The organism is Actinophytocola sp., assembly GCF_050699935.1.
In the GTDB taxonomy this organism is placed as follows: domain Bacteria; phylum Actinomycetota; class Actinomycetes; order Mycobacteriales; family Pseudonocardiaceae; genus Actinophytocola.
The window spans coordinates 17,519-44,441 of sequence record NZ_JBOHGB010000049.1 but is presented as its reverse complement, the minus strand read 5'-3'; the positions used below and the strand labels follow the sequence as shown (position 1 = coordinate 44,441).

The window sequence follows — 26,923 nt, the reverse complement described above, 5'->3', positions numbered from 1 at the left end:
GCACTCCCCGTGGCAGCGCGGCAGCAACGAGAACACCAACAGCCCGCTCCGCCAGTACTTCCCCCACGGCACCGACCTCTCAGTCCACACCACCAGCCACCTCGCCACCGTCGCCGCCGAACTCAACGACCGCCCCCGCACAACCCTGAACCGGCTCAGCCCCAAAGAAAAACCCAACCAGCTACCGTCCCAACAAGCATGTTGCAACAACCACATGAATCCACCGACCCCCGATTTCCAGCTCGCCGGCGAGGGCCGACAGGTATCGCCGATCGGTGCTGGCGCCGCGGCGTCGATAGCGTTGGAAGCGTGATCGGTCGCATCGCGCGAGGCCTGTTCGCGACCGCGCGGCGTGTCGTGGACCGGACCCGCCGGTCCTACCTCCGGGTTGGCCGGGTCGACGCGAAGCTCGTGCGGCGCAGCGGCGAGCTGCCGCCCAGCGGGTTCGACGCGTTCTTCCGGCGGCTCGGCCGGTTGGCCGACCACAGCAAGCTCTGGTTCGCGATCGCCGCGCTGCTGGTGGCCCGCGAGGGCGCCACGCGCCGCGCCGGGCTGCGCGGGCTGGCCGCGATCGGCGGCGCCAGCTTCTCCGCGAGCCTCGTGGGCAAGCGGCTCTTCCCGCGCCGGCGGCCCGCCGCCGAGTTGCTGCCCGTGCCCCGGCGGATGACCCGGCGGCCGCGCTCGTCGTCCTTCCCGTCCGGTCACTCCGCGTCCGCGTTCGCCTTCGCCTCGGCGGCGGTCATGGAGCACAAGGGAGTCGGCGCCCTCGTGCTCCCGCTGGCCGCCGCCGTCGGTTACTCCCGCGTGCACACCGGCGTGCACTGGCCGAGCGACGTCGCGGCCGGCGCGGCCATCGGGGTCGCCGCGTCCCTCGCCACCCGGCACTGGTGGCCGCACGGCACCGGCCTGCCCGAGCGGCGCGAGCCGGCCGTCGACGCCGTGGAGCTGGGGGAGGGCGAGGGCCTGGCGGTCGTGGTCAACCCGAGCTCGGGCGCGGAGTCGGTCGACCGCACACACGAGATCCTCGCCAGGTGGCCCAAGGCCGACATCATCCGCGTCGACCCAGGAGTCGACGTCATCACGACCCTGGAGGAGCGGATCGGCGACTACCGCGCGCTCGCCGCCGCGGGTGGCGACGGCACCGTCACCCGCGTGGCCGACCTCGCGGTCCGCCACGGCCTGCCGCTGGTCGTCGTGCCGGCCGGCACGCTGGACCACTTCGCCCGCGACCTCGGCATCGAGGGCCTCGCCGACATCGCCGACGCGACACAGGTCGGCTCAGCGATCCGGGTCGACGTGGCCGACGTGCTCGTCGAGAACGGCCCGGGCGCACGGCAGCGCCTGCGGTTCATCAACACCGCGAGCATCGGCGGCTACCCGGAGATGGTGCGGCTGCGGGAGAAGCTCGAGACGACCCATCCCCGGTGGCTCGCCGCCGCGTTCGCGATGATCCGCGTACTGCGCCACGCCCGGCCCGTCCCGATCCTGCTCGACGACTCACGCCGCCTCGTGTGGATGCTGTTCGTGGGCAACGGCTCGTACCAGCCCAAGGGCTTCGGGGCGGCCCGCCGCCCGACCATGGCCTCGGGCCTGCTCGACGTCCGCTACCTGCGGGCGGATCTGCCGTACTCGCGCGCCCGCTTCGTGCTGGCCGCCCTCACCGGCACGCTGCGGACGAGCCACGTGTACCGGCACTACGACGCCACCCGGACCGACATCCGTATCCTTGCCGGCCGGGAGCGCATCGCCGCCGACGGCGAGGTCGGCCCGCCCGGCCGCCGCTTCACCTTCCACACCCGACCCGGCGTGCTCACCGTCTACCGCGTGGTCCCGCCGGCCTGACCGCCGAGCATCTCCCGCAACCGCCGGTACCGCTCGTCGGGGTGCTGGCGCGGGCAGCTCACGCACTTCCGCTCGCCCGGCGCCTCGTAGATGAGGCAGCACGACGCCCGCCGCACCACCCGGGTGCCGCCCACCGACACGTACCGCGGCACCGGCATCGGCCCGGCCGACGCGGCGAGCGCGACCGCGGCGGCCTCGCTGCCACCCGCCCACAGGACGCGGTTCGCCAGCGAGTCCGTCGCGACAGCCCACAGCGCGGGCTCGGGTGCCCCGCTCCCGGCGGCCACCGCCGTGACGGCCGCCGACAGCGCGCCCGCCAGGCGTTCGCCCAGCGCGTCGGCGGGCACCGCGGCCGAGGACCGGGCGTCCAGCACCCTCCCGTCCGGATGCAGGAACAACGTCACGGCGGCCAGCGCCGGATCGGCCACCGGCCCGCCCCGCACCAGCGACTCGGCCGGCGGTCCGAGCAGCACCGAGCTGGCCGAGTACCACCACAGCACACCGACGGACGCCGGCCGGTCCAGCCGGTAGCGGCGGGCGGTCGCGGCGAGTTGCGCGGCGAGCCACGTCGGGTCGGTGACGGCCGAGGCGGTCACGGGGATCAGCTCGGTGATGACGCGAGGGTAGCCATGACCGGCCGGGAAACGTGCTCGTAACACGAACGCGCGGACAGTTCACGGTGGCGAAACGTGCGGCGCGATCCTGCGAAACAGCTCTTCCCGATGCTCCTCGACAAGGTTGCGGTCATAGAGGAGGAGTGAGCGTGGAAGGGAACACGGCCTGGTTGCTCACCAGTGCCGCCCTGGTGTTGTTGATGACGCCGGGGCTGGCGTTCTTCTACGGCGGCATGGTGCGTACCAAGAGCGTCCTCAACATGCTGATGATGTGTTTCGGGGCAATCGGGCTCATCGGCGTGCTGTGGGTGGTCTACGGGTTCTCCATGGCGTTCGGCTCGGACAGGGGCGGCATCGTCGGTGACCCGTCGGAGTACGTCGGCCTCAGCGGCCTGATGGGCGGCGAGGCGCTGTCCGGCACCGCGTTCGTCGCGTTCCAGGGCATGTTCGCCGTGATCACCGTCGCGCTGATCGCGGGCGCCATCGCGGACCGGGTCCGGTTCGGCGCGTGGCTGCTGTTCGCCGCCCTGTGGGCCACGATCGTCTACTTCCCGGTGGCGCACTGGGTCTGGGCCGAGGGAGGCTGGATCTTCGACCTCGGCGTCCAGGACTTCGCCGGCGGGACCGCGGTGCACATCAACGCCGGCGCTGCCGCGCTGGGCCTCGCCCTCGTGCTCGGCAAGCGGGCCGGCTGGCCGAAGGAGTCGATGAAGCCGCACAACCTGCCGTTCGTGATGCTCGGCGCCGGCCTGCTCTGGTTCGGCTGGTTCGGCTTCAACGCCGGTTCGGCGCTGGCGGCGGACGACGTCGCCGGCACCGCGTTCATCAACACCTTCACCGCGACCTGCGCCGCGATGCTCGGCTGGCTGCTGCTGGAGCGCGTCCGCGACGGCAAGCCGACGAGCCTGGGCGCCGCGTCCGGCGTGGTCGCCGGTCTGGTCGCGATCACCCCGGCGTGTGCGTTCGTCGACACGTGGGGCGCCCTGGCCATCGGCTTCATCGCCGGTGCCGTGTGCGCACTGGCGGTCAGCGTCAAGTACCGCCTCGGCTTCGACGACTCCCTGGACGTGGTCGCCGTGCACATGGTCGGCGGCCTGATCGGGACCCTGATGATCGGCTTCGTCGGTACGGCCGGCGTGAACGACGGTGGCGCGGACGGCCTGTTCTACGGCGGCGGGTTCACCCAGCTCGGCAAGCAGGCGGTCGGCGCGTTCGCGGTGTTGATCTACTCGCTGGTGGTCGCCGCGATCCTTGGCCTGATCATCAGGGCCGTCTTCCGCGGCGGCCGGCTCAGCGCCGAGGCCGAGGCCATCGGTATCGACGAGGTCGAGCACGCGGAGGCAGCCTACGACTTCTCCGGGCTGCGCGGCGGCTCCTCCTCGATCTCCAACGCGGCCAACACCTTGGCCGGCAAGCTCCCGGCAAGCGCGAGCAAGGAAGGCTGACGCCATGAAGCTGGTGACGGCGATCATCAAGCCGTTCACGCTCGACGACGTGAAGGCGGCGCTGGAGCAGGTCGGCGTGCTCGGCATGACGGTCAGCGAGGTGCAGGGCTACGGCCGGCAGAAGGGCCACACCGAGGTCTACCGCGGTGCCGAGTACTCGGTCGACTTCGTGCCGAAGGTGCGGGTCGAGGTCTTGGTCGACGACACGCTGGGCGACAAGGTCGTGGACGCGGTGGTCGAGGCGGCCCGGACCGGCAAGATCGGCGACGGCAAGGTCTGGGTGACGCCGGTGGACACCGTGGTCAGGGTGCGCACCGGGGAGCGCGGCACAGACGCGCTCTGATGACGCTCCGGGGGGAGGGGGCGGCCGGCCGTGCGGTGCCGGTCGTCCCCACCGCCGCGGACCTCGTGCTCGCGCGCGACCGGCTGCTGGGCGCCGGCGCCGACGAGCGCGGGCTCCACATCGGACGGTTGGCGCCGGACGTGCTGCGCGAGGCGCTGACCGACCTGCACGAGTTCTGGTTGGCCGTACATGCCGCACAGGCCGGGATCGCCGCGAACCGGGCGGGCGTGGCGCTGGTCGCGGTCGGCGGGCTCGGCCGGCGCGAGCTGGTGCCCTACTCCGACCTCGACCTCATTCTCGTCCATAGTGGACAGTCGTTCGGTGGTCAGGCGATCGACCAGGTCGCCGAGCGGCTCTGGTACCCGCTGTGGAACTCCGGCGTCGGACTCGACCACTCCGTCCGCACGGTCGGCGAGGCACTCGACGTCGCCGGCAAGGACCTCCGCACCGCGCTCGGCCTGCTCGACGCGCGGCACGTGGCCGGCGACGAGACGCTGAGCAGGCGGCTCGCCGACGAGGCCCGCGACGCGTGGCGCACCGGGGTACGCCGGCGGTTCGACGAGATCGTCGGCTCCACGCGGACGCGGTGGGCGCGCAGCGGCGAGGTCGCGCACTGGGTCGAGCCCGACCTCAAGCACGGTCGCGGCGGGCTGCGGGACCTCGCGATGCTCGACGCGCTCGCGCTGGCCCAGCTGGTCGACCGGCCTGCCGGCGAGGTGTCGGCGGCCCGCCGGCTCCTGCTCGACACGCGTACGGAGCTGCGCCGCGTCGCCCGCCGGCCGCGCGACGTGCTCATGCCCCAGGACGGCGACGAGATCGCCGCGGCACTCGGCATCGGCGACCGGTTCACACTGGCCCGGGCGCTGTCCGGGGCCGGCCGCGCGGTCGCCTACGCGCTGGACGTCGCCCTGCGGGTGGGCCAGCCCGGGCCGCGCAAGGTCCTCGGCGTGCTGCGCCGCACGCCGGCCCGCCGCCCGCTGGCCGACGGCGTGGTGCTGCACGGCGACGAGGTGTCGCTGGCCCGCGACGTCGACCCGGGCAAGGATCCCGGCCTGCTGCTGCGCGTGGCGGCCGCGGCCGCGCGGACCGGCCGGCCCATCGCCCCGGCCGCGCTGACCCGGCTCGGCGAGGCCGCCCCGGAGCCGCGCGCGCCGTGGCCGGCCGAGGTTCGCCAGGAGCTGGTGTCGCTGCTCGGTGCGGGCGAGGGGCTGATCGACGTGGTGGAGGCGCTCGACCGGACCGGGCTGTGGGCCCGGCTGTTCCCCGAGTGGGGCGCGGTGCGTGACCTGCCGCCGCGCGACGCCGCGCACGTGTGGACGGTGGACCGGCACCTGGTGGCCGCCACCGCGAACGCCGCCCGGCGGGTCACCGACGTGTCCCGGCCGGACCTGCTGCTGCTCGGCACGGTGCTGCACGACATCGGCAAGGGCCGCGGCTCCGCGTATTCGACCGACCACTCCGTCGTCGGTGCCGCGCTCGCCACCCAGGTCGGCGAGCGGCTGGGCCTGCCGCGCGCGGACGTGGCCACGCTGTCCGCGATGGTGCGGCACCATCTGCTGCTTCCGCATACCGCGACTCGGCGCAACATCGCCGATGAGGCGACCGTGCGTCGCGTGGTCGACACGCTCGGCGGTGATCCCGTGCTGCTGGAGCTGTTGCACGGGCTGGTCGAGGCGGACTCGCTCGCGACCGGACCCGGCGTGTGGTCGGACTGGAAGGCGGCGCTCGTGGCGGACCTCGTGGCGCGCTGCCGGCAGGCGATGGCCGGTGAGCGGCACGCCGGCCCCGAGCCGCTCGACGACGCCCAGTGCGCGCTCGGGGCGGCCGTGGCCGCGTCGGGGAAGCCAGACATTCTGGTCGACCCGGGGCGGGTCGCCACGATCACCGTGGTGGCGCCGGACGATCCGGGCCTGCTGTCCCGCGCGGCCGGTGTGCTCGCGCTGCACTCGCTGAGGGTGCACGCGGCTGAGGTGCGCGCGCATGCCGGTGTCGCGGTGGACACGTTCGCCGTGTCGCCGCGGTTCGGGTCGATGCCGGACACGGCGCTGCTGCGGGAGCAGTTCGTCCGCGCGTTGTCGGGGTCGCTGCCGCTCACGGACAAGCTCGCCGCGAAGGAGCGGGACTATGCCGATCTCGGTGTGGACGGGCCCGACGACTCGCCGAAGCCGCGGGTGCTGTGGTTCGACGACGAGGCCGATGGGGGAGCGGCGTCGGCGGATGTCGTGCTGGAGCTGCGGGCCGTGGACCGGCTGGGCCTGCTACACGATGTGGCGGCCGCGTTGGAGAAGTGCGGGGTGGACGTGCGCTGGGCGCGGGTGATGCAGGTCGGCGGGACCGCGATCGCCTCGTTCAGCTTCGCGTCCACCGCACCGGGTCATGGCGGGCCGGACTGGCGGCGGGAGATCGAGCGGGCCGTGCTCGGCGCCTGCTGAGATCCGGTGGCCGTCGGCCGGCTCGTGACCTCGACTACCCTCGACGACGTGTTCGACACTCTCTCCGATCGGCTCACCTCGGTTCTGCAGAACCTGCGTGGCCGGGGCCGGCTCTCCGAGGCCGACATCGACGCGACCGCGCGCGAGATCCGGATCGCGCTGCTCGAGGCCGACGTCGCGCTGGCCGTGGTGCGCACGTTCATCGCCAACGTCAAGGAACGTGCCAAGGGCGCGGAGGTGTCCGGCGCGCTGAACCCGGCGCAGCAGGTCGTCAAGATCGTCAACGAGGAGCTCGTCGCGATCCTCGGCGGCGAGACGCGGCGGATCAACCTCGCCAAGACGCCGCCGACCGTGATCATGCTCGCCGGCCTGCAGGGCTCCGGTAAGACGACGCTGGCCGGCAAGCTCGCCAAGCACCTCGTCGGGCAGGGCCACACGCCGATGCTCGTGGCGTGCGACCTTCAGCGGCCCAACGCGGTGACCCAGCTGCAGGTGGTCGGCGACCGGGCCGGCGTGCCGACGTTCGCGCCCGAGCCCGGCAACGGCGTGGGCGACCCGGTGGACGTCGCCGGGCGCTCGATCGGCGAGGCGAAGCGGCGCCAGCACGACGTCGTCATCGTCGACACCGCCGGCCGGCTGGGCGTCGACGAGGAGATGATGCGCCAGGCCGCGGACATCCGCGAGGCCGTGCAGCCCGACGAGGTTCTGTTCGTGGTCGACGCGATGATCGGCCAGGACGCGGTGACCACGGCCGAGGCGTTCCGCGACGGCGTCGGCTTCACGGGCGTGGTGCTCACCAAGCTCGACGGCGACGCGCGCGGTGGTGCCGCGCTGTCGGTCCGCGAGGTCACGGGTCAGCCGATCATGTTCGCGTCCAACGGCGAGAAGCTCGAGGACTTCGACGCGTTCCACCCGGACCGGATGGCGTCGCGCATCCTGGGCATGGGCGACGTCCTGACGCTGATCGAGCAGGCCGAGCAGGCGTTCGACGCGGAGCAGGCCGAGCAGGCCGCGGCGAAGATCGGCACGGGCGAGCTGACGCTGGAGGACTTCCTCGAGCAGATGCTGGCGGTCCGCAAGATGGGCCCGATCGGAAACCTGCTCGGGATGCTGCCCGGTGCGGGTCAGATGAAGGACCAGCTGGCCCAGGTCGACGACACGCACCTGGACCGCCTCCAGGCGATCATCCGCGGCATGACCCCGGCCGAGCGCAGCAACCCGAAGATCATCAACGCGTCCCGGCGGCAGCGCATCGCACGTGGTTCCGGCGTGGCCGTGCGCGAGGTCAACGAGCTGGTCAACCGGTTCTACGAGGCCCGCAAGATGATGCAGCAGATGGCCGGCCGCTTCGGCCTGCCGGGCTCGAGCCGTGGCAGCAAGTCGCGGAAGGGCAAGAAGGGGAAGAAGGGTAAGGGCCGCGGCCCCACGCCACCCCGGGTCCGCGGCGGCCTGCCCGGCATGACGCCCGGCGGTATGCCGGACCTGTCGAAGATGCCCCCCGGCCTCGACGAGCTCCCCCCGGGCCTGTCCGGCCTGGACCAGTTCCCGCCCGGGTTCGACCCGAAGAAGTTCAAACTCCCCAAGGACAAGGGCAAGGAGAACTAACCCCGCGAGTCCCCCGCTCTCGCACGCGAGTCCCCTCCTCGTGCTGACGGTGCCCGCCGCATGTCGGACGCGGGCATGATCGTTCGGCTTCGGTGAGGCACAATCGGGCCCCATGACGGCGTTGCACATGCGTGGTGTCGTGCTCCCCGAGGACGAGGAGCGCGACCTCTGGATCGTCAACGGTCGCATCAGGACGGAGGCCGTCGCCGGCGCCGAGACCATTGTGGACGGTGGCTTCCTGGTGCCCGGCCTCGTCGATGCCCACTGCCACGTCGGCATCGCCGCGGAGAACCTCGACGCCGCCGCCGAGCAGGCCAGGACCGACCGCGATGCCGGCGCGCTGCTGATCCGTGACTGCGGCTCCCCGATGGACACCTCCCCGCTGCAGGAACGCCTCGAGCTGCCGCGCCTCGTCCGCGCCGGCAGGCACATCGCCCGCCCCAAGCGCTACATCCGCGACATCGCCGAGGAGGTCGGCGACCCCACCGACCTCCCGGCCGCGGTCGCCGAGCAGGCCGCGACCGGCGACGGCTGGGTCAAGCTCGTCGGCGACTACATCGACCGTGACCTCGGTGAGCTCGCACCGCTGTGGCCCGACGACGTGCTCGCCGAGGCCATGAAGGTCGCCCACGACGCCGGCGCCCGCGTCACCGCGCACGTCTTCGGCGCCGCCGCGCTGCCCGGCCTGATCGAGTCCGGCATCGACTGCATCGAGCACGGCACCGGCCTCACCGACGACACCATCGCCGCCATGGTCGAGCACGGCACCGCGCTCGTTCCCACCCTGATCAACATCGAGACCTTCCCCGGCATCGCGGCCGGCGCCAGCAAGTACCCGCGCTACGCCGGTCAGATGCTCGACCTCTACGCCCGCGTCCGGACCACCGCCCGCAAGGTGATCGAGGCCGGCATCGCGATCTACGCCGGCACCGACGCGGGCGGCGGCATCGCCCACGGCCGCCTCGTCGACGAGGTCATCGCGTTGCACGAGGCCGGCATGACCACCGAGCAGGCGCTCGGGGCCGCGTCCTGGCACGCCCGTGGCTGGCTCGGCTGGTCCGGCATCCAGGAGTCCTCGGCCGCCGACATCATCGCCTACGACGAGGACCCGCGCGCCGACCTGAACGCGCTCCGCACCCCCAAGCGCGTGGTCCTGCGGGGCCGCGTCATCCGCTGAGTCGCCGCTGAGTCGCCGCTGAGCCGCCGCGAAACCGCCACGGGGCAACGGGAGTCCGGCCCGGCGCCGCGCCCACGACACACGCGTCGCCCGAACCGTGTACCACGCCGGCCGGGAACGCGTCAGCCCAGCTTGCCGGGTTGATTCGTCGTGAACGGACTACTCTCGGCGTGGTGACCACCGAACGGGAAGCGACGGAGACAACCACCGTCGCCGAGTCCCCGGTTCGGACACACCGCTGGGGGTTCGGTGCGTTCCTGTTCGTCTTCGCCGTCTTCGTGCTCTCGGCCGTGGTCATCGGCGCGGTCGTCTCCGAGGTCGCGCCCGAGTCGAGCAACTCCGCGACCGTCGCGCTCGTGGGCACGATCGTGCCCACGGTCCTCGCCGCCGCGGTCGCGCTGCTGGTCACCAGGCTGCGCGGCAACGGCCCGCGGATAGACCTGCGCCTCTCGTTGCAGGGCGACGACCTCCGCACCGGTCTCAAGTTCGGCGTGCTGGGCCTGGTCTGCACCACGCTCGCCGCGGTCGTGTGGACCAACGTCGTCGGCAAGGAGAACGCCACGTCCGCGGTCGGCGCGCTCGTGGACAACGCGCGGATGCCGCTGGGCGCCGCGATCGCCCTGTTCCTGTTCGTCTGGCTGGTCGGCCCGGTCTGCGAGGAGATCATCTACCGCGGGCTGCTGTGGGGTGCGCTCGAGCGGCTCGGATGGGGCCGCTGGGCGGTGTTCACCCTCACCACGGTCATCTTCGCGGTCAGCCACCTCGAGCCGCTGCGTACCTCGCTGCTGCTCGTCATCGGCATCCCGATCGGGCTCGCGCGGCTGTTCACCGGCCGGCTCGGCGCGAGCATCGTGGCCCACCAGGTCAACAACTTCCTGCCCGCGCTGGCCGTGCTGCTGGTGGCGGTCGGGGTGATGCCCGCCTGAGGGGGACCGTCTGGCAGAATAAGCGGCTGTCCGTCGTGGCCGGACCCTCTCACCGCGCCATGGCGCCACCAACTTGGGGCTCCAGCCTTCCGTAACCCCACACGGACGACCGGCGCCCGCAACCGTGATCAGAGGAGCACCACAACCCGTGGCAGTCAAGATCAAGCTGCAGCGTCTGGGAAAGATCCGGGCGCCGTACTACCGCGTCATCGTCGCCGATGCCCGTACCCGTCGCAGCGGTAAGGCGATCGAGACGATCGGCCGGTATCACCCCAAGGAGGAGCCGAGCTTCATCGAGGTCGACTCCGAGCGCACTCAGTACTGGCTGGGCGTCGGCGCGCAGCCGACCGAGTCGGTGCAGCGGATCCTGGAGATCACCGGCGACTGGCAGAAGTTCAAGGGGCTGCCGGGTGCCGAGGGCACGTTGAAGCACGCCGAGCCGAAGCCGACCAAGCAGGCGCTGTTCGAGGCCGCGCTCAAGGCCGCCGGCGAGGAGCCCACCACCGAGGCCACCACCCCGAAGAAGCGGGGTGGCGCCAAGAAGGCCGATGCCAAGAAGGCGGACGAGAAGAAGGCCGACGAGAAGGCCGAGAAGTCGCCGGATGAGGGTGCCAAGGACGCGTCGTGAGTTTCCTCGCTGACGCTCTCGAGCACCTGGTGCGCGGCATCGTCGACAACCCGGACGACGTCCGCGTCGAGCTGGTGACCACGCGCCGCGGTCGCACGCTCGAGTTGCACGTCAACCCGGAGGACCTCGGCAAGGTGATCGGTCGTGGTGGTCGCACCGCCACCGCGCTGCGCACCGTGATGGCCGGCATCGGCGGTCGCGGCATTCGAGTGGACGTCGTCGACACCGATCAGTAGATGGCCGATCAGCTGCTCGTCGGCCGGGTGGCCAAGGCTCACGGCATCGCCGGCGAGCTGGCGGTCGTCATCCACACCGACTCGCCGGACGAACGCTTCGCCACCGGGGCCGTGCTCACCGCACGGCTCCGGGACGGTTCCGTCCGCCCGGTCACGGTGGAATCCGTGCGCGCGCACTCGGGTCGCCTGCTGGTCCGGCTCGAGGAGGTCGGAGACCGCACGGTCGCCGAGACCTTCCGCGGTGCGCGGCTGCTCGTCGACGCGGCGGACCTGCCGCCGAGCGAGGACCCCGACGAGTTCTACGACCACGAGCTGGAGGGTCTGACCGCCATGCTGGCCGACGGCACCGAGGTCGGCACGGTTCGCGAGATCGCCCGCGGCCCGGGTGGCGAGCTGCTCGTCGTGGACTTGACCGAGGGCACCGAGGCGCTCGTCCCGTTCGTGCGGGAGATCGTGCCCGAGGTCGACGTGGCGGGCCGTCGCGTCGTGCTCGACCCACCCGAAGGCCTGCTGGGCTAGTGCGCATCGACGTCGTCACGATCTTTCCCGAGTACCTGGACCCACTGCGCCAGGCACTCCTCGGCCGCGCGATCGAGCGTGGCCTGCTCGCCCTCGAGGTGCACGACCTGCGCCGGTGGACCCACGACGTGCACAAGGCGGTCGACGACAGCCCGTACGGCGGCGGCCCCGGCATGGTCATGAAGCCCCAGGTGTGGGGAGCGGCCCTCGACGAGCTGTGCGCCTCCGGCCGGCCCCGCCTGGTCGTGCCGACCCCGGCCGGCCGCCCGTTCACCCAGGCGCTCGCCCGCGAGTACGCGCGGGAGGACTGGCTGCTGTTCGCCTGCGGCCGCTACGAGGGCATCGACCAGCGGGTGCTCGACGACGCCGCCCGCCGGATGCCCGTCGACGAGGTGTCCATCGGCGACTACGTGCTCGTCGGCGGCGAGGTCGCGGTCATGGTGATCGTCGAGGCCGTCGCCCGCCTGCTGCCGGGCGTGCTCGGCAACCCGGCCTCGGCCGAGCAGGACTCGTTCTCCGGCGGCCTGCTCGAAGGCCCCAGTTACACCCGGCCCGAGGTGTGGCGCGACCTCGCGGTGCCCGAGGTGCTGCGGTCCGGCAATCACGGCGCGATCGACCGCTGGCGCCGCGACCAGGCGCTCGCCCGGACGTTCCACCGGCGTCCGGACCTGCTCGACGCCCTCCCGGAGGACGCGCTCGACAAGCACGACCGGGCCGTACTGGAACGGTTGCGCGAGACGGACTGATCCCCCGAGCGGCCGCGTCGAGGGGACGTGACATACTTGTCGAGTTGCCGCGGCCGGGTGCCGCCTCGGCGCACACCACGTTGACTTCCCCAACGGTTGACTACGGACGGTCAAACGGCCGCGCGCCCCGGGGGACGTAAGAACGACACGAGGACGGACAAACCGATGAACACCCTGGATGCCCTGGACGCCAAGTCGCTGCGCTCCGACATCCCGGACTTCCGCCCGGGCGACACGCTGAAGGTGCATGTCCGCGTCATCGAGGGCTCCCGTGAGCGGGTCCAGATCTTCAAGGGCGCCGTCATCCGCCGGCAGGGCGGTGGCATCCGGGAGACCTTCACGGTGCGCAAGATCTCCTTCGGCGTCGGCGTGGAGCGGACCTTCCCGGTGCACTCGCCGAACATCGCGCGAATCGAGGTCGATCGGCGAGGCGACGTGCGCCGGGCGAAGCTCTACTACCTGCGTGAACTCCGGGGCAAGGCCGCCAAGATCAAGGAGAAGCGCGAGACCGCGCGAACCTCCTGACCCCTCCTTAACACCCACCTGCGGAGATCTACCGTAACCTGGTCACGTGGCCATCCCCGTGCACGCGCAGTCGCCGGAGGACGACCCGGAGCGCACCGACCTGATCCCGAGGATCGATGAGTTCACCGAGACGAGGGCATGGCGGCCAGACGCACCGGGCCGTTACAACGGCGGCTATCCGAACGGCGTACGTCCCAACGGCGTACGCCCGGAGCGTGGCCCCTCCGACGGTGACCCGAAGTCCAAGCGGGGCAAGCACCGCCGGCCGCTGCGGAAGAAGCCGCTATGGCAGGAGCTGCTGACCCTGTTCGCGGTCGCGCTGCTGTTGACGTTCCTGATCCAGCACTTCCTGGGCCGGGTGTACTCGATCCCGTCCGGCTCGATGGAGAAGACGCTGCACGGCTGCCCAGGATGTACGGGCGACCGCGTGCTGGTGGACAAGCTTACCTATGCGTTCACCGATCCCGAGCCCGGCGACGTGGTCGTCTTCGAGGGCCCGAACACCTGGACGGAGAACGACATCCAGGAGCCGCCGTCGGGCAACGTCGTCACCAACGCGCTGCAGCAGGTCGGCGCCCTGGTCGGCCTCGCGCCGCCGGATGAGCGCGACTTCGTCAAGCGGGTGATCGCGGTCGGTGGCCAGACCGTCCAGTGCTGCGACGACAGGATGCGGGTGCTCGTCGACGGCCGCCCGCTCGACGAGCCGTACGTCTACTGGCAGAACGGCAGGCCAGACGCCCAGCAGCGCTTCGACCCGGTGCTCGTGCCCGAGGGCACGCTCTGGGTCATGGGCGACAACCGCAGCGACTCCTGCGACTCCCGCTGCCAGGGCGGCGGCGGCATCCGCGGTGTGGTCCCCGTCGACAACGTGATCGGCAAGGCGCGCTACGTCGTCCTGCCGCCCGCGCGCTGGCAGGGCGTCGGCGACCACAACCCGCAGGGCGGCATCCCGTTCGCGCTGGGCGCGCCGGTCTGGCAGCAGAGCATCCCCGCCGGCTTCGGCCTCGTCTTCGCGTGGCCGGTGCTGTGGGCGAGCCGCCGGGTCCGGTCGATGGTTCTCCCGCCGGGCGGCAACGACCCACCGAGCGCGGGCGGTCCACCACCCGACGACACGCGGCCGTCGGGCCGCTAGCGGTTGGTCCTGTTCGTCACCCCTGTTCCGGGTGGGTGATCCGCTCCGCCACGCGGGCGCGGGGCCACGGGACGCGCGTGGCGCACCGGTAGTCTGCACGGCGTGGTCGACGTCGCACACTCCGGCAACAACAGGGACAACGAGGACGAGGGGGACGACCCGACCCACCAGGAGCGCCGCGACGGAGACGCCGACGAGGCACCCGCCGAAGATTCGCCCGAGCCTGCTGCCGAGCAGAAGGGCAGGCGGCGCAGGAAGGGCAGGAGACCGCGCTCGTTCTGGAAGGAGCTGCCGATCCTGATCGGGGTCGCGCTCCTGCTCGCGTTGCTCATCCAGACCTTCGTCGCGCGGGTGTTCGTGATCCCGTCCGAGTCGATGGAGCAGACCCTGCACGGCTGTCCCGGCTGCTACGGCGACCGCGTGCTGGTGGACAAGCTCGTCTACGAGTTCGGCGAACCGGAGCCCGGGGAGGTCGTGGTGTTCGAACGGCCGGGCACGTGGAATCAGTCGGAGTTCCGGTCCAGCCGGTCCAGCAACGCGTTCGTCTCGTGGCTGCAGGACATCGGTGCCGCGTTCGGCCTCGCGTCGCCGGACGAGGACGACGTGGTGAAGCGGGTCGTCGCGGTCGGCGGGCAGCGGGTCGAGTGCTGCGACGAGAAGAACCACGTGGTGGTTGACGGAGAGCCGCTCGACGAGACCTACGTCTACTGGACCCCCACCGCCGAGCCGCACCAGGCGTCGTTCGATCCGATCACGGTGCCGGAGGGCATGCTGTTCGTGATGGGGGACAACCGCAACAACTCCAGCGACTCCCGGTACCAGGGCGGGGGTGGACGCAACGGTCTGGTGCCGGTGGACAATGTCATCGGCAAGGTGCGCTGGGTCGTGCTGCCGCCGTCGCGCTGGCAGGGCGTCGGCGACGACAACCCGCAGGATGCCGGCGTAGCGGCGGCCATGGGATACGGCCTGCAGTACGGCATACCGCTCGGTGGCGGTCTGCTCGCCGCGTGGCCGACCCTGTGGTTGGGTCGGCGGGTGCGCACCGCGCTCCGGAGCAGCACCGTCGGCACTGCGAGATCCGCTGGAGACGAACCGTGACATTGGCCCTACTGGACTGGCTGGAGTCCCGCCCACCGCGGGCCGTGCTGCGGCGCGACTCCGGCACCTGGGGGCTGCAGGCCGCCCTGGACCGGCGCGGGCTCGGTCCGGTCGCCGGCGTCGACGAGGCCGGCCGGGGTGCGTGCGCGGGGCCGCTCGTCGTCGCGTCCTGCGTGCTCAAGCCGGGCGACGCGGCCCGGTTCGAGGGCCTGACCGACTCCAAGCTGCTGACCGCCGCCGCGCGCGAGCGGATGTTCGACCTGGTCGTGTCCAGGGCCCTGGACTACGCCGTGGTGATCGTCCCCGTCGAGGAGGTCGACCTGATCGGCGTGCACGTGTCCAACATCGAGGGCATGCGCCGCGCGATCGCGCGGTTGCGGACGCATCCTGGGTACGTGCTGATCGACGGGTTCCGGGTGCCGGGCCTCACCGCCCCGAGCATGCCGGTGGTCAAGGGTGACCAGGCGGTCGCCTGCGTGGCCGCGGCGTCGGTGCTGGCGAAGGTCACCCGCGACCGGATCATGGCCGAGCTGCACGACGAGCTACCGGTGTACGGGTTCGACGAGCACAAGGGCTACTGCACCCGCGAGCACGGGGCGACGCTGGACGAGCACGGGCCGAGCGCGGTCCACCGGTGGTCGTTCGTGAACGTGGCCGCGGCCGGGATGGCGCACGGGCTGTACGCGCCACATCCGGTGGCCTTGAGTGTGGCGGCGGCCGCCGTGGTTCAGAATGGGGGGTCCGCCCCCGTCGATCCCGAGGAGCGCGTAACCGCATGAGCGCGGAGGATCTCGAGAAGTACGAGACCGAGATGGAGCTGCAGCTCTATCGGGAGTATCGCGACATCGTCGGCCAGTTCTCCTACGTCGTGGAGACCGAGCGCCGGTTCTACCTGGCCAACGGGGTGGACGTGCAGGTGCGCGACTCCGACGGCGAGGTGTACTTCGAGGTGCGGATGTCCGACGCGTGGGTCTGGGACATGTACCGTCCGGCTCGCTTCGTCAAGAACGTCCGGGTGATCACGTTCAAGGACGTGAACGTCGAGGAACTGGACAAGCCAGACCTCCGGCTGCCGGAAGAGGGTCCCTTCGGCGCCTGACCCGCGCGTTATCCACAACCTGCCGACCTGTCCACAGTTCCCGACCAGCCGCTGGCACCCGCCGCTCCCGCACGGCAACGTCGATGCCATGACGGCTGACACGACCCGCCCACCTGCTCCGCATCTCCGCACCGGCGTGCGCGGGGAAGACCTGGCCGCGCGCTATCTGGAAAGCCGTGGCCTGGTGGTGCTGGGCAGAAACTGGCGCTGCCCGGAAGGCGAGCTCGACCTCATCGCCACGGACAGACGCCGCCTGATCATCTGCGAGGTGAAGACGAGGTCCGGCACCAACTTCGGCCACCCGGCCGAAGCCGTGACCGACGAGAAGGCCAACCGCATCCGCCGCGTGTCGAGACGCTGGCGCACCGCCCACGACGTCGGCTGGTGCGAGGAACGCTTCGACATCATCTCGATCACCTGGCCTCCAGGCGAGCCCCCGAGGATCCAACACCTGAAGGGCGCCTTCTGATGCGCCCGCCGCACACTCCGCACCTCCCCTCCTCCCGGCTCTCCGCGCCACTCAGCGCGGCGGGAGGTGGGCGACGATGCCGCTAGCGCGAGCGTGGTCCGTCGCTCTGTTCGGCGTCGACGGCGTGGCCGTCGAGATCGAGGCCGACATCGGTGGCGGCCGCCCACGCACACAGATCGTCGGCCTGCCAGACGCCTCCCTCAACGAGGCCAAGGAGCGCGTCCGCGCCGCCATCCGAAACAGCCGCGAGGAGTGGCCCGGCGAGCTCGTGACGCTCGCGCTGTCGCCGGCCGCCCTCCCGAAGGGCGGCTCCGGCTACGACCTTGCACTCGCCTGCGCGGTCCTGGCCGCCGCCGACCGCGTCCCGCCGGAGCTCCTCACCGGCATGGCTCTCATCGGCGAGCTCGCCCTCGACGGCCGCATCCGCTCCGTCCGCGGTGTATTGCCCGGCCTCCTGGCCGCCCGCCGCGCGGGCCTGCGTCGCGCCGTGGTCCCCGCGTCGGCACTGTCCGAGGCGGCCCTGGTCACCGGCCTCGACGTGCGCGGGGCGAACAGCCTGCTGGAGGTTCTGGCGTGGCTCCGTGGCGAGTCCGACGGGCTCCAGCGCCCCGAGAGCCAGCAGCAGGCCACCGCCGCCAACACCGCCGCCGAGGCGCCCGACCTGGCCGACGTCCTCGGCCAGCCCGAGGCCCGCTGGGCGCTGGAGGTAGCCGCCGCCGGTGGCCATCACCTGCTGCTCATCGGCCCGCCCGGCACCGGCAAGACCATGCTCGCCAAGCGCCTGCCTGGCCTCCTGCCTCCGCTCAACGGCGAGCAGGCACTGGAGGTCACCGCGATCCACTCGATCGCCGGCTCCCTGGCACCGGACTCACCGCTGGTCACCGTCCCGCCGTTCGTCGCGCCGCACCACTCCACGTCGGTCCCGGCGCTGGTCGGCGGTGGCGTCGGCATGGCGAAACCGGGCGCGATCAGCCAGGCGCACCACGGCATATTGTTCATGGACGAGGCTTGTGAGTTCGGCCCGCACCGCCTGGAAGCGCTGCGAACCGCGCTGGAGGAGGGCGAGATCCGCCTTGCCCGTCGTGACGGTGTGTCTCGCTATCCGGCGAACTTCCAGCTGGTCCTGGCCACCAACCCGTGTCCCTGCGCGCCACCGCGAGAGCTCGACTGCACCTGCTCGCCGCATGCGAAGCGGCGCTACCTGGGCCGCCTGTCCGGCCCGTTGCTCGACCGCGTCGACCTCAGGGTCCGCATGCGCCCGATCACCGCGATGTCGAGTGCGGAGGTGTCCACACCCGAGTCGACCGCCGTGGTCCGCGCCCGGGTGGACAAGGCGAGGCGTCGAGCCGCGGACCGGTGGAACGAGTACGGCTGGCTGACGAACTCCAAGGCGCCAGGACCCGTCCTCCGTCGCGAGTTCGCCTTACCCCGCAAGGTCACCGCCCTGCTGGACCGGGTCCTCGACACCGGCGCGGTGACCGCCCGAGGCGCGGACCGCTGCCTGCGAGTCGCCTGGACCCTGAGCGACCTGGCCGAAGCGGACCGCCCCGAAGCCGACCACGTAGCAGCCGCCCTGGAATTCCGCGACCGGAGAGCCGCATGACCACCACTGACCCGACCCCGCCGACCCGCCCCGCCGCCGAAAGTCCCCTGCCCACTCACACCCCCGCGAATCACCCACCATCAGAACCGGCGGAGCAGGGCGCCAAAGCATCGGCCCCTGCCGCGTCCGGCGTTGAACCACCATCGGGAGACACCACGTCCCGGCGCAACCAAGCGCAGTCGGCGGCCGCACGACCGAAGGGTGCCGCGTCCGAACTGTTGCGTCCGAACAGCGAGCTGTCGTCCTCTGGTGCCGAAGGCGCGGTGGCCACCCACGGCGCGACGAGCTGCCTGCCCGCCGAACCGAACCCGCGCCGAGCCGAGGCATCGACCCCGGGCCCGACGAAGAGCGAACCAACGGAAGACACCACCCCCAGGCCGACCCCGTTCTGTCCGGAGCCGTCGCGCCCGAAGAACCACCTGCCCACCCCCAACCCGACACCGGCCCCAACACCGAGCGCCGCCGAGCGCGCTCTCTCCACCCGCTGCGCCGTGAACCGCACGCCATCCGAACCAAGGGCCCGGCTCACCGACCAGCCGATACCCCCTCCGGCCGACAGCGGTCGAGTAGATGCCGATGGTGATCGGGTACACGGTGACGCGGGATCACATCCGGATCCGTCCGCGCCGGAGGCGGAGCGCCCGAGTTCCGGGATCGTGGAGTCGTCGACCGATCCCGGCGGCGCCGAGGTATCTCGCGGTGGATCAGGTCGCGTGCCGCAGGCGCCGGAGGCGGAGCGCCCGAGTTCCGGGATCGTGGAGTCGTCGACCGATCCCGGCTGCGCCGAGGTATCTCGCGGTGGATCAGGTCGCGTGCCGCAGGCGCCGGAGGCGGAGCGCCCGTGTCCCGGGACCACGGGGCCGTCGACCAACGCCGAACGCGCTGCGGCATCCCGCGGTGGATCAGATCGCATGCCGCAGGCGCCGGAGGAGGATCGCGCCGAGTCGCCGGGCTCGGTTTCGGCGGTTGGTGGTCGGGTCGGTGGTGTCGCGGGTGGTTTGGAACCTGTGCCGGTGGGGCGGCGTATGGGTGGCGGGGTCGTGGAGTCGTCGACCGATCCCGGCGGCGCCGATGTATCTCGCGGTGGATCAGGTCGCGTGCCGCAGGCGCCGGAGGCGGAGCGCCCGAGTCCCGGGACCACGGGGCCGTCGACCGACCCCGAACGCGCCCCGGCATCCCACCGCGGATCAGACCGCACACCGCAGAGGCCGGACCGCACCGAGTCACCGGGCTCCGTTGCGGCGGTTGGTGAGTGGCGCGATGGTGTCGCGAGTGGGCCGGATCCATCCGTGCCAGCGGCGCCGAGTAGGGGTGGCGGGGTCGTGGAGTCGTCCACCGCCGCCGAACGCGCCGAGGCAACTCGCGGTGGATCAGATCGCATGCCGCAGGCGCCGGAGGAGGATCGCGCCGAGTCGCCGGGTTCGGTTTCGGCGGTTGGTGGTCGGGTCGGTGGTGTCGCGGGTGGGTTGGAGTCGTCCGTGCCAGCGGCCCGGCGCACCGGTCCGGAGATCGCCGAGTCGTCCACTGGGGTCGCGCGCGCCTTCGCGACCGGTAGTGGAGCAGGCCGCATGCAGCTCGGGTCGGGGGAGGCCCCTGCCGAGTCACAGGTGTCCATTCCGGATGATCGCGGCCGGGTCGGTGGCGTCGACAGTAGGCGGGCGGCTGGGCAGGATGCGCGGTGCGCGAGTCCCGAGGTCGCGAAGTCGTCCGCCGGGACCGAGCGTGCCGTGGCGACCTCTGGCGCGGCCACCAGTTCGGCGAACTTGCCCCAGACACTCACGGGCCCGGAGAGCCGGCCGTCGGAAAGTCTCGATCTGCCAACGAAAGGCGATCTCACGGCGACCCAGCCCGTCGGCGAGGAGATCCGTCTCGCTCGGGCCTACCTGATGCGGGTGGCCGAACCGCCGGCGACCGCGTTGCTCGGACTGGTCGACGCGGTCGGCCCGGTGCGCGCGGCCGAGCGGGTTCGGGCGGCCGACGTCGCACCGGCGGTCCTGCACGAGACGTCGGCGCGACGTCACCTCGACCAGGCGGCAGGCGACCTGGCCGACGCCGAGCGCGTCGGTGCTCGCCTGGTCGTGCCCGAGGACGAGGAGTGGCCCGCTTGGCAACTGCTGTGCCTCGGCGCGGCGGCGGACCGTGGGCTGCGTTGGTCAGGCCTGCCGCTCGGACTCTGGGCTCGCGGACCGCTGTCCATGGCGGAGACCTTCGACCGGGCCGTGTCCGTCGTGGGCGCGCGGTCGGCCACCCCCTACGGCGAGCACGTGGCCGCCGAGGTCGGCTACGGGCTCGCCTCCGCGGGCATGACCGTCGTGTCCGGAGCCGCGTTCGGGATCGACGGGTCGGCCCACCGCGGCGCGCTCACGGCCGACGGCCGCACCGTCGCGGTCCTCGGCTGCGGCGCGGACATCGACTACCCGTCCGGCCACGCGGCGCTGCTCGACCGGATCGCCGAGCGCGGCCTCGTTCTCAGCGAGTACCCACCCGGCACCCCGCCCGCCAAGCACCGGTTCCTCGTTCGCAACCGGCTCATCGCCGCGTTGTCCACCGGCACCGTGGTCGTCGAGGCCGGCGTGCGCAGCGGCGCCCGCAACACTGCGACCACCGCCGCCGCGCTCGGCAAGGTCGTGATGGCCGTGCCCGGGCCGATCACCTCCGCCATGTCCGTCGGCTGCCACGACCTCCTCCGTACGGGCGTCGCGATGCTCGCCGGCTCCGTCGCCGAGATCCTCGAGGCGGTCGGGCCGGTAGGCGAGAACCTGGCCGACCGGCCCGAGGCCCCGCACCGTCGGACCGACGGACTCGGTGACGACGCCCTTCGCGTGCACGAGGCCCTCCGCCGGCGCGCGGCCCGCAGCACCGCGCAGGTGGCCGTCGAGGCGGGGGTCCCGCTCGACCGGGTCCGTGCGCTCTTGCCCGAACTCGAGCTCACCGGACTCGCCGAACGATGTGAGGAGGGATGGCGCCAGGCACCTGACTGACAACATGGCGGCGTGGCGGTGCTTGACTCCGTCCCCGGTCATGGCGGAACGTCGAAGCTGTGCCCCGATCTTCGTCAGCGCGCCGGAAGCGGGTCGACCTCCACCGGATCCGCGACGAGCTGCCGCCACCGGTCCACGAGGTCGTGCACGCCTATGAGCGGCACCTCGCTCTCGAGCGCGGGCTGTCGGCGCACACCGTGCGCGCGTACGTCGGCGATGCCGTCTCCCTCCTCGGGTTCCAGCACGGCCTACCGGTGATCGACTCGGGCGACGATGCACCAAGCGGTGTCGACCGGAGCCGGGGGCGCGGGGTCGAGGCGCTCAACTTGCACGTGCTGCGGGCGTGGCTCGCCGCACTGCGCACCGGCGGGGCCAGCCGGACCACGCTGGCCCGGCGGTCGGCGGCGGCCCGGACGTTCACCGCCTGGGCGCACCGGCGTGGCCACTTGGCGACCGACCCGGGCGCGCGGCTGGCGTCGCCCCGGCCGCACCGGGTGCTGCCGTCCGTCCTGCGCCAGGACCAGGCGAACGACCTGCTGCGGGCGTCCGGGTCCGGCGCCGCCGAGCAGGACGCGGTCGCGCTGCGTGACCACGCCTTGCTCGAGCTCCTGTACGCGACCGGCGTGCGGGTGTCCGAGCTGTGTGGCCTGGACGTGGGTGATGTCGATCTCGACCGGCGGGTCGTCGTGGTCCTCGGCAAGGGCGGCAAGGAGCGGACCGTGCCGTTCGGCGAGCCGGCCGGGCGGGCCGTGCGGGACTGGCTCGAACACGGGCGACCGGCGCTGGTCCGGCCGACGTCCCCACCTGCGCTCCTGTTGGGTGCTCGCGGCGGCAGGTTCCAACCGGCAAGCGTTCGACGTATCGTTCACGATGCGCTGGGTGCGGTTCCGGGTGCTCCCGTCATGGGGCCACACGGCCTGCGTCACTCTGCCGCGACACATTTGCTCGAAGGTGGTGCGGATCTTCGGAGCGTCCAGGAGCTCCTTGGTCACGCTACGCTCGCTACCACCCAGCTTTACACGCACGTGACCGTCGACCGGCTGAAGGCAATACATGACCGAGCCCACCCTCGTTCCCGATGAGCCAGGGAAAGGATTTGGGACACCGGGGTCGATGCCCACCGGCATGCCGGTAGGGACGACCAACGGTCATGCCGTGAGCTTCGGCGTTGGCGAGCGTGCCGGTGTCCTCCCAGGCGATCAGCGGACGTTCGACGACGTCGAGGCAGGCATCGTCGCCCTGTGGCGTGCGTTCGGCGAGCATCGCGCGCAGCAGTTGCGCGACCGCCTCGTGCTGCACTACGCGCCGCTCGTCAAGTACGTCGCCGGCCGGGTCGGCACCGGGCTCCCCGCACACGTCGAGGTCGCCGACCTGATCCAGTCCGGCATCTTCGGCCTCGTCGACGCCATCGAGAAGTTCGAGCCGGAGCGTGGGCTCAAGTTCGAGACCTACGCCATGCAGCGCATCCGCGGCGCCATCCTCGACGACCTGCGCGCGCAGGACTGGGTGCCGAGGTCAGTCCGCGGCCGGGCCCGCGAGGTCGAGCACGCGCTGGAGCGGCTCGGTGCCCAGCTGCGTCGCACGCCGACCGACGCGGAGCTCGCCGAAGAGCTCGGGCTGACCGTGGCCGAGCTCGGCGACGTGTACGCCCAGCTGCAGCTCACCAGCGTCGTCGCCCTGGACGAGCTGGCCGCGGCCGGGCGTGGCTCCACGCCGCTGGCCGACATCCTGGAGGACCCGGAGGCGCTCGACCCCGTCGCGCTGCTGGTCGACCAGGACAACCGCCGCCAGCTCGCCGAGGCGATCGCGCACCTCAGCGAGCGGGACCGGGTCGTCGTGACGCTGTACTACTTCGAGAACCTGACGCTGGCGGAGATCGGTCGGGTCCTCGGGGTCACCGAGTCGCGGGTCTGCCAGCTGCACACCCGGGCGGTGCTGCGGCTGCGCGCCAAGCTGCTCGAGAAGTCCGAGGTCTAGCTCCCCTCCTCCCACGGCAGCAGCCGGACATGCCCCGTGGCCACCAGCGTCAGGGGATCCAGGTACGCCTCACCCCGGCGCACGCCCCAGTGCATGCACGCGCCGGGACACCTCGCGTGGCCCGGTCGGAGGTGGCCCAGGACCGCGCCGGCCGCCACCCGCCGGCCGGCCTTGACCGCGGACGTGAGCGGCTCGTAGGTGGTTCGCAGGCCGTTGGGGTGGTCGACCGACACCACGCCCCGGCCGGCCAGCTGGCCCGCGAACACCACCACGCCCGCGCCGGCCGCCAGCACCGCCTCGCCGGCCGTCCCGCCGAGGTCGACGCCGCGATGGCCGGGGCCGTACGGAGTCGACGGCGCGTCGAACGGCCGCACCACCGGATGTGGCGGTGCCAGCGGCCACCCGAACCGCACGCCGGCCGGCGGTGTGGGTGGCCCGGCACGCGGATCCACCTCGCCAGCCGTCGACCGAGCGAGAACGCCGGGAACGGCGGAACCGGTGGGAACGGTGGGAACACCGGAGACGGCCGGGGTGACGGGCGGTGCGACCGGCGCCGAGGCCACGCCAAGCAGCGCCGGCGAGGCGATCGTCGCCAGACCCGTGACCAGGGCGAGCACCAGGACGGACGGGCGGGGACGTGGGGGACCGGTCATGGGTCCAGCCTCGTGCGGGCGTCCGATGGTTGGGGCCGGTGGTGAGAATCTGTGGACAGGCGGGCAGGTTGTGGACAAATGACGGCACCGGGGTGGCCTGGTCGAAGGCCGTCTCCGTGACCGCGTAGACTGCAATGCGCGATCCGTGGCAACACGGGTCGACTTCGCGTACCGGTGCACCAGCTACGGCAAAGCGGCATCCGGCGGTCCCGAATCACGACAAGAAGATCGAGATACGGGTCCGGCTGCCGGTACCGGTACCAGGGCGACCTCTCGAAGGCAGAGGGAGCGACAACCGACATCGCGCCGTGGGGGACACCCGGCGCGCAGACAGAAGAGGTGCGAAGCAGGCCATGGCCGTCGTCACCATGAAGCAGCTGCTCGATTCCGGCGTCCACTTCGGGCACCAGACACGCCGCTGGAACCCGAAGATGAAGCGCTACATCCTCACCGAGCGCAACGGCATCTACATCATCGATCTCGAGCAGACCCTGTCCTACATCGGACGCGCGTACGAGTTCATCAAGGAGACCGTCGCGCACGGGGGCTCGATCCTCTTCGTGGGCACCAAGAAGCAGGCCCAGGAGGCCATCGCCAACGAGGCGCTGCGGGTCGGGATGCCGTTCGTCAACCAGCGCTGGCTGGGCGGCATGCTCACGAACTTCTCCACTGTCCACAAGCGCCTCCAGCGGCTCAAGGAGCTCGAGTCGATGGAGCAGACGGGCGGCTTCCAGGGTCTCACCAAGAAGGAGATCCTCATGCTCACCCGCGAGAAGGACAAGCTCGAGCGCACGCTCGGCGGCATCCGGGACATGGCGAAGGTCCCCTCCGCGGTGTGGATCGTCGACACCAAGAAGGAGCACATCGCCGTCGGCGAGGCACGCAAGCTCAACATCCCCGTTGTGGCGATCCTCGACACCAACTGCGATCCCGACGAGGTCGACTACCCGATCCCCGGCAACGACGACGCGATCCGCTCGGCCGCGCTGCTGACCAAGGTCGTCGCCGAGGCCGCGGCCGCCGGCCTCATGGCCCGCGCGGGCGTGCGCAACGGCGTGCCGGACGGTGAGGACAAGCCGGCCGTCGCCACCGACGAGCCGCTGCCCGAGTGGGAGCAGGAGCTCCTCGTGGGCCAGAACGCACCGGCCGCTGGCGAGTCCAAGCCGGCCGAGACGCCCACCGAGTCCTGAGCCACCAGCACAGCGAAAGAAGGATGGATAGAGCCACGATGGCGAACTACACCACGGCCGACGTCAAGCGGATCCGTGAGCTCACCGGCGCCGGCATGATGGCCTGCAAGAACGCCCTCGACGAGGCCGACGGCGACTTCGACAAGGCCGTCGAGATCCTGCGCATCAAGGGCGCCAAGGACGTCGGCAAGCGTGCCGAGCGCACCACGGCCAACGGTCTCGTCGCCGCGGACGGCGGCGTCATGGTCGAGCTGAACTGCGAGACCGACTTCGTCGCGAAGAACGCCGACTTCCAAGGGCTGGCAAACAAGATCGTCGACGTCGCGAAGGCCGCCAAGCCGGCCGACCTCGACGCGCTCGCACAGGCCGAGCTGGACGGCAAGCCGGTCGCCGACGCCGTGCAGGAGCTGTCCGCCAAGATCGGTGAGAAGCTGGAGCTGCGCCGGATGGTCGTGTTCGACGGTGCGGTCGCGACCTACCTGCACCGCCGCGACCCCGACCTGCCGCCGACGGTCGGCGTGCTCGTCGAGTTCACCGGCGACGACACGGAGGCGGCTCGTGGCGCGGCCATGCAGATCACCGCGATGAAGCCGCGCTACGTCACCCGGGACGAGATCCCCGCCGACGTCATCGCCACGGAGCGGCGCATCGCCGAGGAGACCGCCCGCGAGGAGGGCAAGCCGGAGCAGGCGCTGCCCAAGATCGTCGAGGGCCGGGTCAACGGCTTCTACAAGGACGCCGTGCTCCTCGAGCAGTCCTCCGTGCAGGACTCCAAGAAAACCGTCAAGGCCGTGCTCGACGCGGCCGGCGTTACGGTCACCCGGTTCGCCCGCTTCGAGATCGGCCAGTCCTGATCGGAGCATCCCGGACCCCAGGCAGTGCCCCGCCCTCGCGTTCGCCGAGGGCGGGGCACAGTCCTGTGTAAGTCGGACGCGAGGGAGGACGTGATGGAAGGCCAGGGGCAGGGCAGGGGCCACGGGTTCCGACGTGTGCTGCTCAAGCTGGGCGGCGAGATGTTCGGCGGCGGGGAGGTGGGCGTCGACCCCGACGTGGTCCAGGCCGTGGCCCGCCAGATCGCCGAGGTCGTCGGCGACGGCGTGCAGATGTCCGTGGTCATCGGCGGCGGCAACTTCTTCCGCGGCGCGGAGCTCTCGCAGCGTGGCATGGACCGGGACCGCGCCGACTACATGGCCATGCTCGGCACCGTCATGAACTGTCTGGCGCTACAGGACTTCCTCGAGAAGCTCGGCATCGACACCCGGGTCCAGACCGCGATCACCATGGGCCAGGTGGCCGAGCCGTACATCCCACGCCGTGCCGAGCGGCACCTGGAGAAGGGCCGGGTCGTGATCTTCGCCGGCGGCGTCGGCATGCCCTACTTCTCCACCGACACCGCGGCCGCTCAGCGCGCGCTGGAGATCGGCTGCGAGGTCGTGCTCATGGCGAAGTCCGTCGACGGGGTCTACACCGCGGACCCCAAGACGACGCCGGACGCGAAGATGTTCGAGCACATCACCCACCGCGAAGTGCTCGAACAGGGGCTGGCGGTCGCCGACGCCACGGCGTTCAGCCTCTGTATGGACAACAACATGCCAATCATCGTGTTCAACCTGTTGGTCGAGGGGAACATCGCGCGCGCGGTGCGTGGTGAGAGGATCGGCACGGTCGTCAGCACTCCCTGAC

General features: G+C 71.8%; 26 protein-coding genes and 1 pseudogene. 25 read left to right on the top strand and 2 right to left on the bottom strand.

Annotated features, from left to right (window positions below; translation table 11 throughout):
- Both ACRDTB_RS17780 and ACRDTB_RS17775 read left to right on the top strand, forming a co-directional pair.
- Window positions 1-172, top strand: a pseudogene (locus ACRDTB_RS17780) (IS30 family transposase); the annotation flags it as partial.
- Between the two features lie 137 nt (window positions 173-309).
- Window positions 310-1,842, top strand: a complete 1,533-nt coding sequence (locus ACRDTB_RS17775) for a bifunctional phosphatase PAP2/diacylglycerol kinase family protein (RefSeq protein WP_431431611.1) — start codon at window positions 310-312, stop codon at window positions 1,840-1,842.
- Here ACRDTB_RS17775 and ACRDTB_RS17770 read toward each other — a convergent pair.
- Window positions 1,818-2,438, bottom strand: coding sequence for a (2Fe-2S)-binding protein (locus ACRDTB_RS17770; protein WP_431431609.1), 621 nt, complete (start codon window positions 2,436-2,438; stop codon window positions 1,818-1,820). The genes ACRDTB_RS17775 and ACRDTB_RS17770 overlap by 25 nt on opposite strands.
- 167 nt (window positions 2,439-2,605) lie before the next feature.
- On the opposite strand from ACRDTB_RS17770, the gene ACRDTB_RS17765 reads away from it, so the two are divergent.
- The 20 genes from ACRDTB_RS17765 (at window position 2,606) to ACRDTB_RS17670 (ending at window position 23,397) form a co-directional block, all read left to right on the top strand.
- Window positions 2,606-3,901 carry an ammonium transporter gene (locus tag ACRDTB_RS17765; RefSeq protein ID WP_431431608.1) on the top strand — a complete coding sequence of 432 codons (1,296 nt, stop codon included), beginning with the start codon at window positions 2,606-2,608 and terminating at the stop codon, window positions 3,899-3,901.
- Between the two features lie 4 nt (window positions 3,902-3,905).
- Window positions 3,906-4,244 (top strand): P-II family nitrogen regulator, encoded by a 339-nt coding sequence (locus tag ACRDTB_RS17760; RefSeq protein WP_075128704.1) that lies wholly within the window; start codon window positions 3,906-3,908, stop codon window positions 4,242-4,244.
- On the top strand, window positions 4,244-6,676 hold the full coding sequence (locus ACRDTB_RS17755) for a [protein-PII] uridylyltransferase (RefSeq protein WP_431431606.1): 2,433 nt from the start codon (window positions 4,244-4,246) through the stop codon (window positions 6,674-6,676). The genes ACRDTB_RS17760 and ACRDTB_RS17755 overlap by 1 nt, the downstream gene beginning before the upstream one ends.
- A gap of 48 nt (window positions 6,677-6,724) precedes the next feature.
- Entirely contained in the window at window positions 6,725-8,281 is a 1,557-nt protein-coding gene (gene ffh, locus ACRDTB_RS17750) for a signal recognition particle protein (RefSeq protein WP_431431604.1), read from the top strand.
- A gap of 112 nt (window positions 8,282-8,393) precedes the next feature.
- On the top strand, window positions 8,394-9,458 hold the full coding sequence (locus ACRDTB_RS17745; RefSeq protein WP_431431602.1) for an amidohydrolase family protein: 1,065 nt from the start codon (window positions 8,394-8,396) through the stop codon (window positions 9,456-9,458).
- A 173-nt stretch (window positions 9,459-9,631) separates the two neighbouring features.
- Window positions 9,632-10,384 carry a CPBP family intramembrane glutamic endopeptidase gene (locus ACRDTB_RS17740; protein ID WP_431431600.1) on the top strand — a complete coding sequence of 251 codons (753 nt, stop codon included), beginning with the start codon at window positions 9,632-9,634 and terminating at the stop codon, window positions 10,382-10,384.
- 148 nt (window positions 10,385-10,532) lie between these two features.
- Window positions 10,533-11,012 (top strand): 30S ribosomal protein S16, encoded by a 480-nt coding sequence (gene rpsP, locus ACRDTB_RS17735; RefSeq protein ID WP_431431598.1) that lies wholly within the window; start codon window positions 10,533-10,535, stop codon window positions 11,010-11,012.
- A complete protein-coding gene (locus ACRDTB_RS17730; protein WP_431431597.1) occupies window positions 11,009-11,248 on the top strand; it encodes an RNA-binding protein in 240 nt (79 codons plus the stop codon). Before rpsP ends, ACRDTB_RS17730 begins: the two co-directional genes overlap by 4 nt.
- Window positions 11,249-11,767: a ribosome maturation factor RimM gene (gene rimM / locus ACRDTB_RS17725; protein WP_431431596.1), complete on the top strand. Its 519-nt coding sequence runs from the start codon at window positions 11,249-11,251 to the stop codon at window positions 11,765-11,767.
- Window positions 11,767-12,513, top strand: coding sequence for a tRNA (guanosine(37)-N1)-methyltransferase TrmD (gene trmD / locus ACRDTB_RS17720; protein WP_431431594.1), 747 nt, complete (start codon window positions 11,767-11,769; stop codon window positions 12,511-12,513). Before rimM ends, trmD begins: the two co-directional genes overlap by 1 nt.
- A 165-nt stretch (window positions 12,514-12,678) precedes the next feature.
- Window positions 12,679-13,038 carry a 50S ribosomal protein L19 gene (gene rplS, locus ACRDTB_RS17715; RefSeq protein WP_431431592.1) on the top strand — a complete coding sequence of 120 codons (360 nt, stop codon included), beginning with the start codon at window positions 12,679-12,681 and terminating at the stop codon, window positions 13,036-13,038.
- A 46-nt stretch (window positions 13,039-13,084) separates the two neighbouring features.
- Window positions 13,085-14,170, top strand: coding sequence for a signal peptidase I (lepB, locus tag ACRDTB_RS17710; RefSeq protein WP_431431590.1), 1,086 nt, complete (start codon window positions 13,085-13,087; stop codon window positions 14,168-14,170).
- Between the two features lie 102 nt (window positions 14,171-14,272).
- The gene (lepB, locus tag ACRDTB_RS17705) at window positions 14,273-15,268 is read left to right on the top strand and encodes a signal peptidase I (RefSeq protein ID WP_431431588.1); all 996 of its coding nucleotides are present in this window, start codon (window positions 14,273-14,275) and stop codon (window positions 15,266-15,268) included.
- A gap of 20 nt (window positions 15,269-15,288) precedes the next feature.
- Window positions 15,289-16,047 (top strand): ribonuclease HII, encoded by a 759-nt coding sequence (locus ACRDTB_RS17700; protein WP_431431618.1) that lies wholly within the window; start codon window positions 15,289-15,291, stop codon window positions 16,045-16,047.
- Window positions 16,044-16,367 (top strand): DUF2469 domain-containing protein, encoded by a 324-nt coding sequence (locus tag ACRDTB_RS17695; RefSeq protein WP_331084111.1) that lies wholly within the window; start codon window positions 16,044-16,046, stop codon window positions 16,365-16,367. The genes ACRDTB_RS17700 and ACRDTB_RS17695 overlap by 4 nt, the downstream gene beginning before the upstream one ends.
- Before the next feature lie 88 nt (window positions 16,368-16,455).
- Window positions 16,456-16,836: a YraN family protein gene (locus ACRDTB_RS17690; protein WP_431431586.1), complete on the top strand. Its 381-nt coding sequence runs from the start codon at window positions 16,456-16,458 to the stop codon at window positions 16,834-16,836.
- Between the two features lie 76 nt (window positions 16,837-16,912).
- Window positions 16,913-18,439, top strand: coding sequence for a YifB family Mg chelatase-like AAA ATPase (locus tag ACRDTB_RS17685; protein WP_431431584.1), 1,527 nt, complete (start codon window positions 16,913-16,915; stop codon window positions 18,437-18,439).
- A 1,886-nt stretch (window positions 18,440-20,325) separates the two neighbouring features.
- Window positions 20,326-21,420, top strand: coding sequence for a DNA-processing protein DprA (gene dprA, locus ACRDTB_RS17680; protein WP_431431616.1), 1,095 nt, complete (start codon window positions 20,326-20,328; stop codon window positions 21,418-21,420).
- A gap of 59 nt (window positions 21,421-21,479) precedes the next feature.
- Window positions 21,480-22,502, top strand: coding sequence for a tyrosine recombinase XerC (locus ACRDTB_RS17675; RefSeq protein ID WP_431431582.1), 1,023 nt, complete (start codon window positions 21,480-21,482; stop codon window positions 22,500-22,502).
- A gap of 43 nt (window positions 22,503-22,545) precedes the next feature.
- Window positions 22,546-23,397: a FliA/WhiG family RNA polymerase sigma factor gene (locus ACRDTB_RS17670; RefSeq protein WP_431431580.1), complete on the top strand. Its 852-nt coding sequence runs from the start codon at window positions 22,546-22,548 to the stop codon at window positions 23,395-23,397.
- Here ACRDTB_RS17670 and ACRDTB_RS17665 read toward each other — a convergent pair.
- Entirely contained in the window at window positions 23,394-24,050 is a 657-nt protein-coding gene (locus tag ACRDTB_RS17665) for a M23 family metallopeptidase (protein ID WP_431431578.1), read from the bottom strand. The two genes, ACRDTB_RS17670 and ACRDTB_RS17665, sit on opposite strands and share 4 nt — an antisense overlap.
- Before the next feature lie 353 nt (window positions 24,051-24,403).
- Between ACRDTB_RS17665 and rpsB the strand changes: the two genes are divergently transcribed.
- The 3 genes from rpsB to pyrH all read left to right on the top strand — a co-directional run bounded on the left by rpsB (window position 24,404) and on the right by pyrH (window position 26,922).
- A complete protein-coding gene (gene rpsB / locus ACRDTB_RS17660) occupies window positions 24,404-25,240 on the top strand; it encodes a 30S ribosomal protein S2 (RefSeq protein ID WP_431431576.1) in 837 nt (278 codons plus the stop codon).
- Between the two features lie 38 nt (window positions 25,241-25,278).
- A complete protein-coding gene (tsf, locus tag ACRDTB_RS17655; protein WP_431431614.1) occupies window positions 25,279-26,094 on the top strand; it encodes a translation elongation factor Ts in 816 nt (271 codons plus the stop codon).
- A gap of 93 nt (window positions 26,095-26,187) precedes the next feature.
- Entirely contained in the window at window positions 26,188-26,922 is a 735-nt protein-coding gene (gene pyrH, locus ACRDTB_RS17650; RefSeq protein WP_431431574.1) for a UMP kinase, read from the top strand.
- Window position 26,923: the final 1 nt, after the last annotated feature.

Coding starts and splice junctions, on each gene's coding strand:
- ACRDTB_RS17760 (WP_075128704.1), top strand. CDS start 3,906: ATGAAGCTGGTGACGGCGATCATCAAGCCGTTCACGCTCGACGACGTG.
- ACRDTB_RS17755 (WP_431431606.1), top strand. CDS start 4,244: ATGACGCTCCGGGGGGAGGGGGCGGCCGGCCGTGCGGTGCCGGTCGTC.
- ACRDTB_RS17745 (WP_431431602.1), top strand. CDS start 8,394: ATGACGGCGTTGCACATGCGTGGTGTCGTGCTCCCCGAGGACGAGGAG.
- rimM (WP_431431596.1), top strand. CDS start 11,249: ATGGCCGATCAGCTGCTCGTCGGCCGGGTGGCCAAGGCTCACGGCATC.
- rplS (WP_431431592.1), top strand. CDS start 12,679: ATGAACACCCTGGATGCCCTGGACGCCAAGTCGCTGCGCTCCGACATC.
- ACRDTB_RS17695 (WP_331084111.1), top strand. CDS start 16,044: ATGAGCGCGGAGGATCTCGAGAAGTACGAGACCGAGATGGAGCTGCAG.
- ACRDTB_RS17690 (WP_431431586.1), top strand. CDS start 16,456: ATGACGGCTGACACGACCCGCCCACCTGCTCCGCATCTCCGCACCGGC.
- ACRDTB_RS17685 (WP_431431584.1), top strand. CDS start 16,913: ATGCCGCTAGCGCGAGCGTGGTCCGTCGCTCTGTTCGGCGTCGACGGC.
- dprA (WP_431431616.1), top strand. CDS start 20,326: ATGCGGGTGGCCGAACCGCCGGCGACCGCGTTGCTCGGACTGGTCGAC.
- ACRDTB_RS17670 (WP_431431580.1), top strand. CDS start 22,546: ATGCCGGTAGGGACGACCAACGGTCATGCCGTGAGCTTCGGCGTTGGC.
- ACRDTB_RS17665 (WP_431431578.1), bottom strand. CDS start 24,050: ATGACCGGTCCCCCACGTCCCCGCCCGTCCGTCCTGGTGCTCGCCCTG.
- rpsB (WP_431431576.1), top strand. CDS start 24,404: ATGGCCGTCGTCACCATGAAGCAGCTGCTCGATTCCGGCGTCCACTTC.
- tsf (WP_431431614.1), top strand. CDS start 25,279: ATGGCGAACTACACCACGGCCGACGTCAAGCGGATCCGTGAGCTCACC.
- pyrH (WP_431431574.1), top strand. CDS start 26,188: ATGGAAGGCCAGGGGCAGGGCAGGGGCCACGGGTTCCGACGTGTGCTG.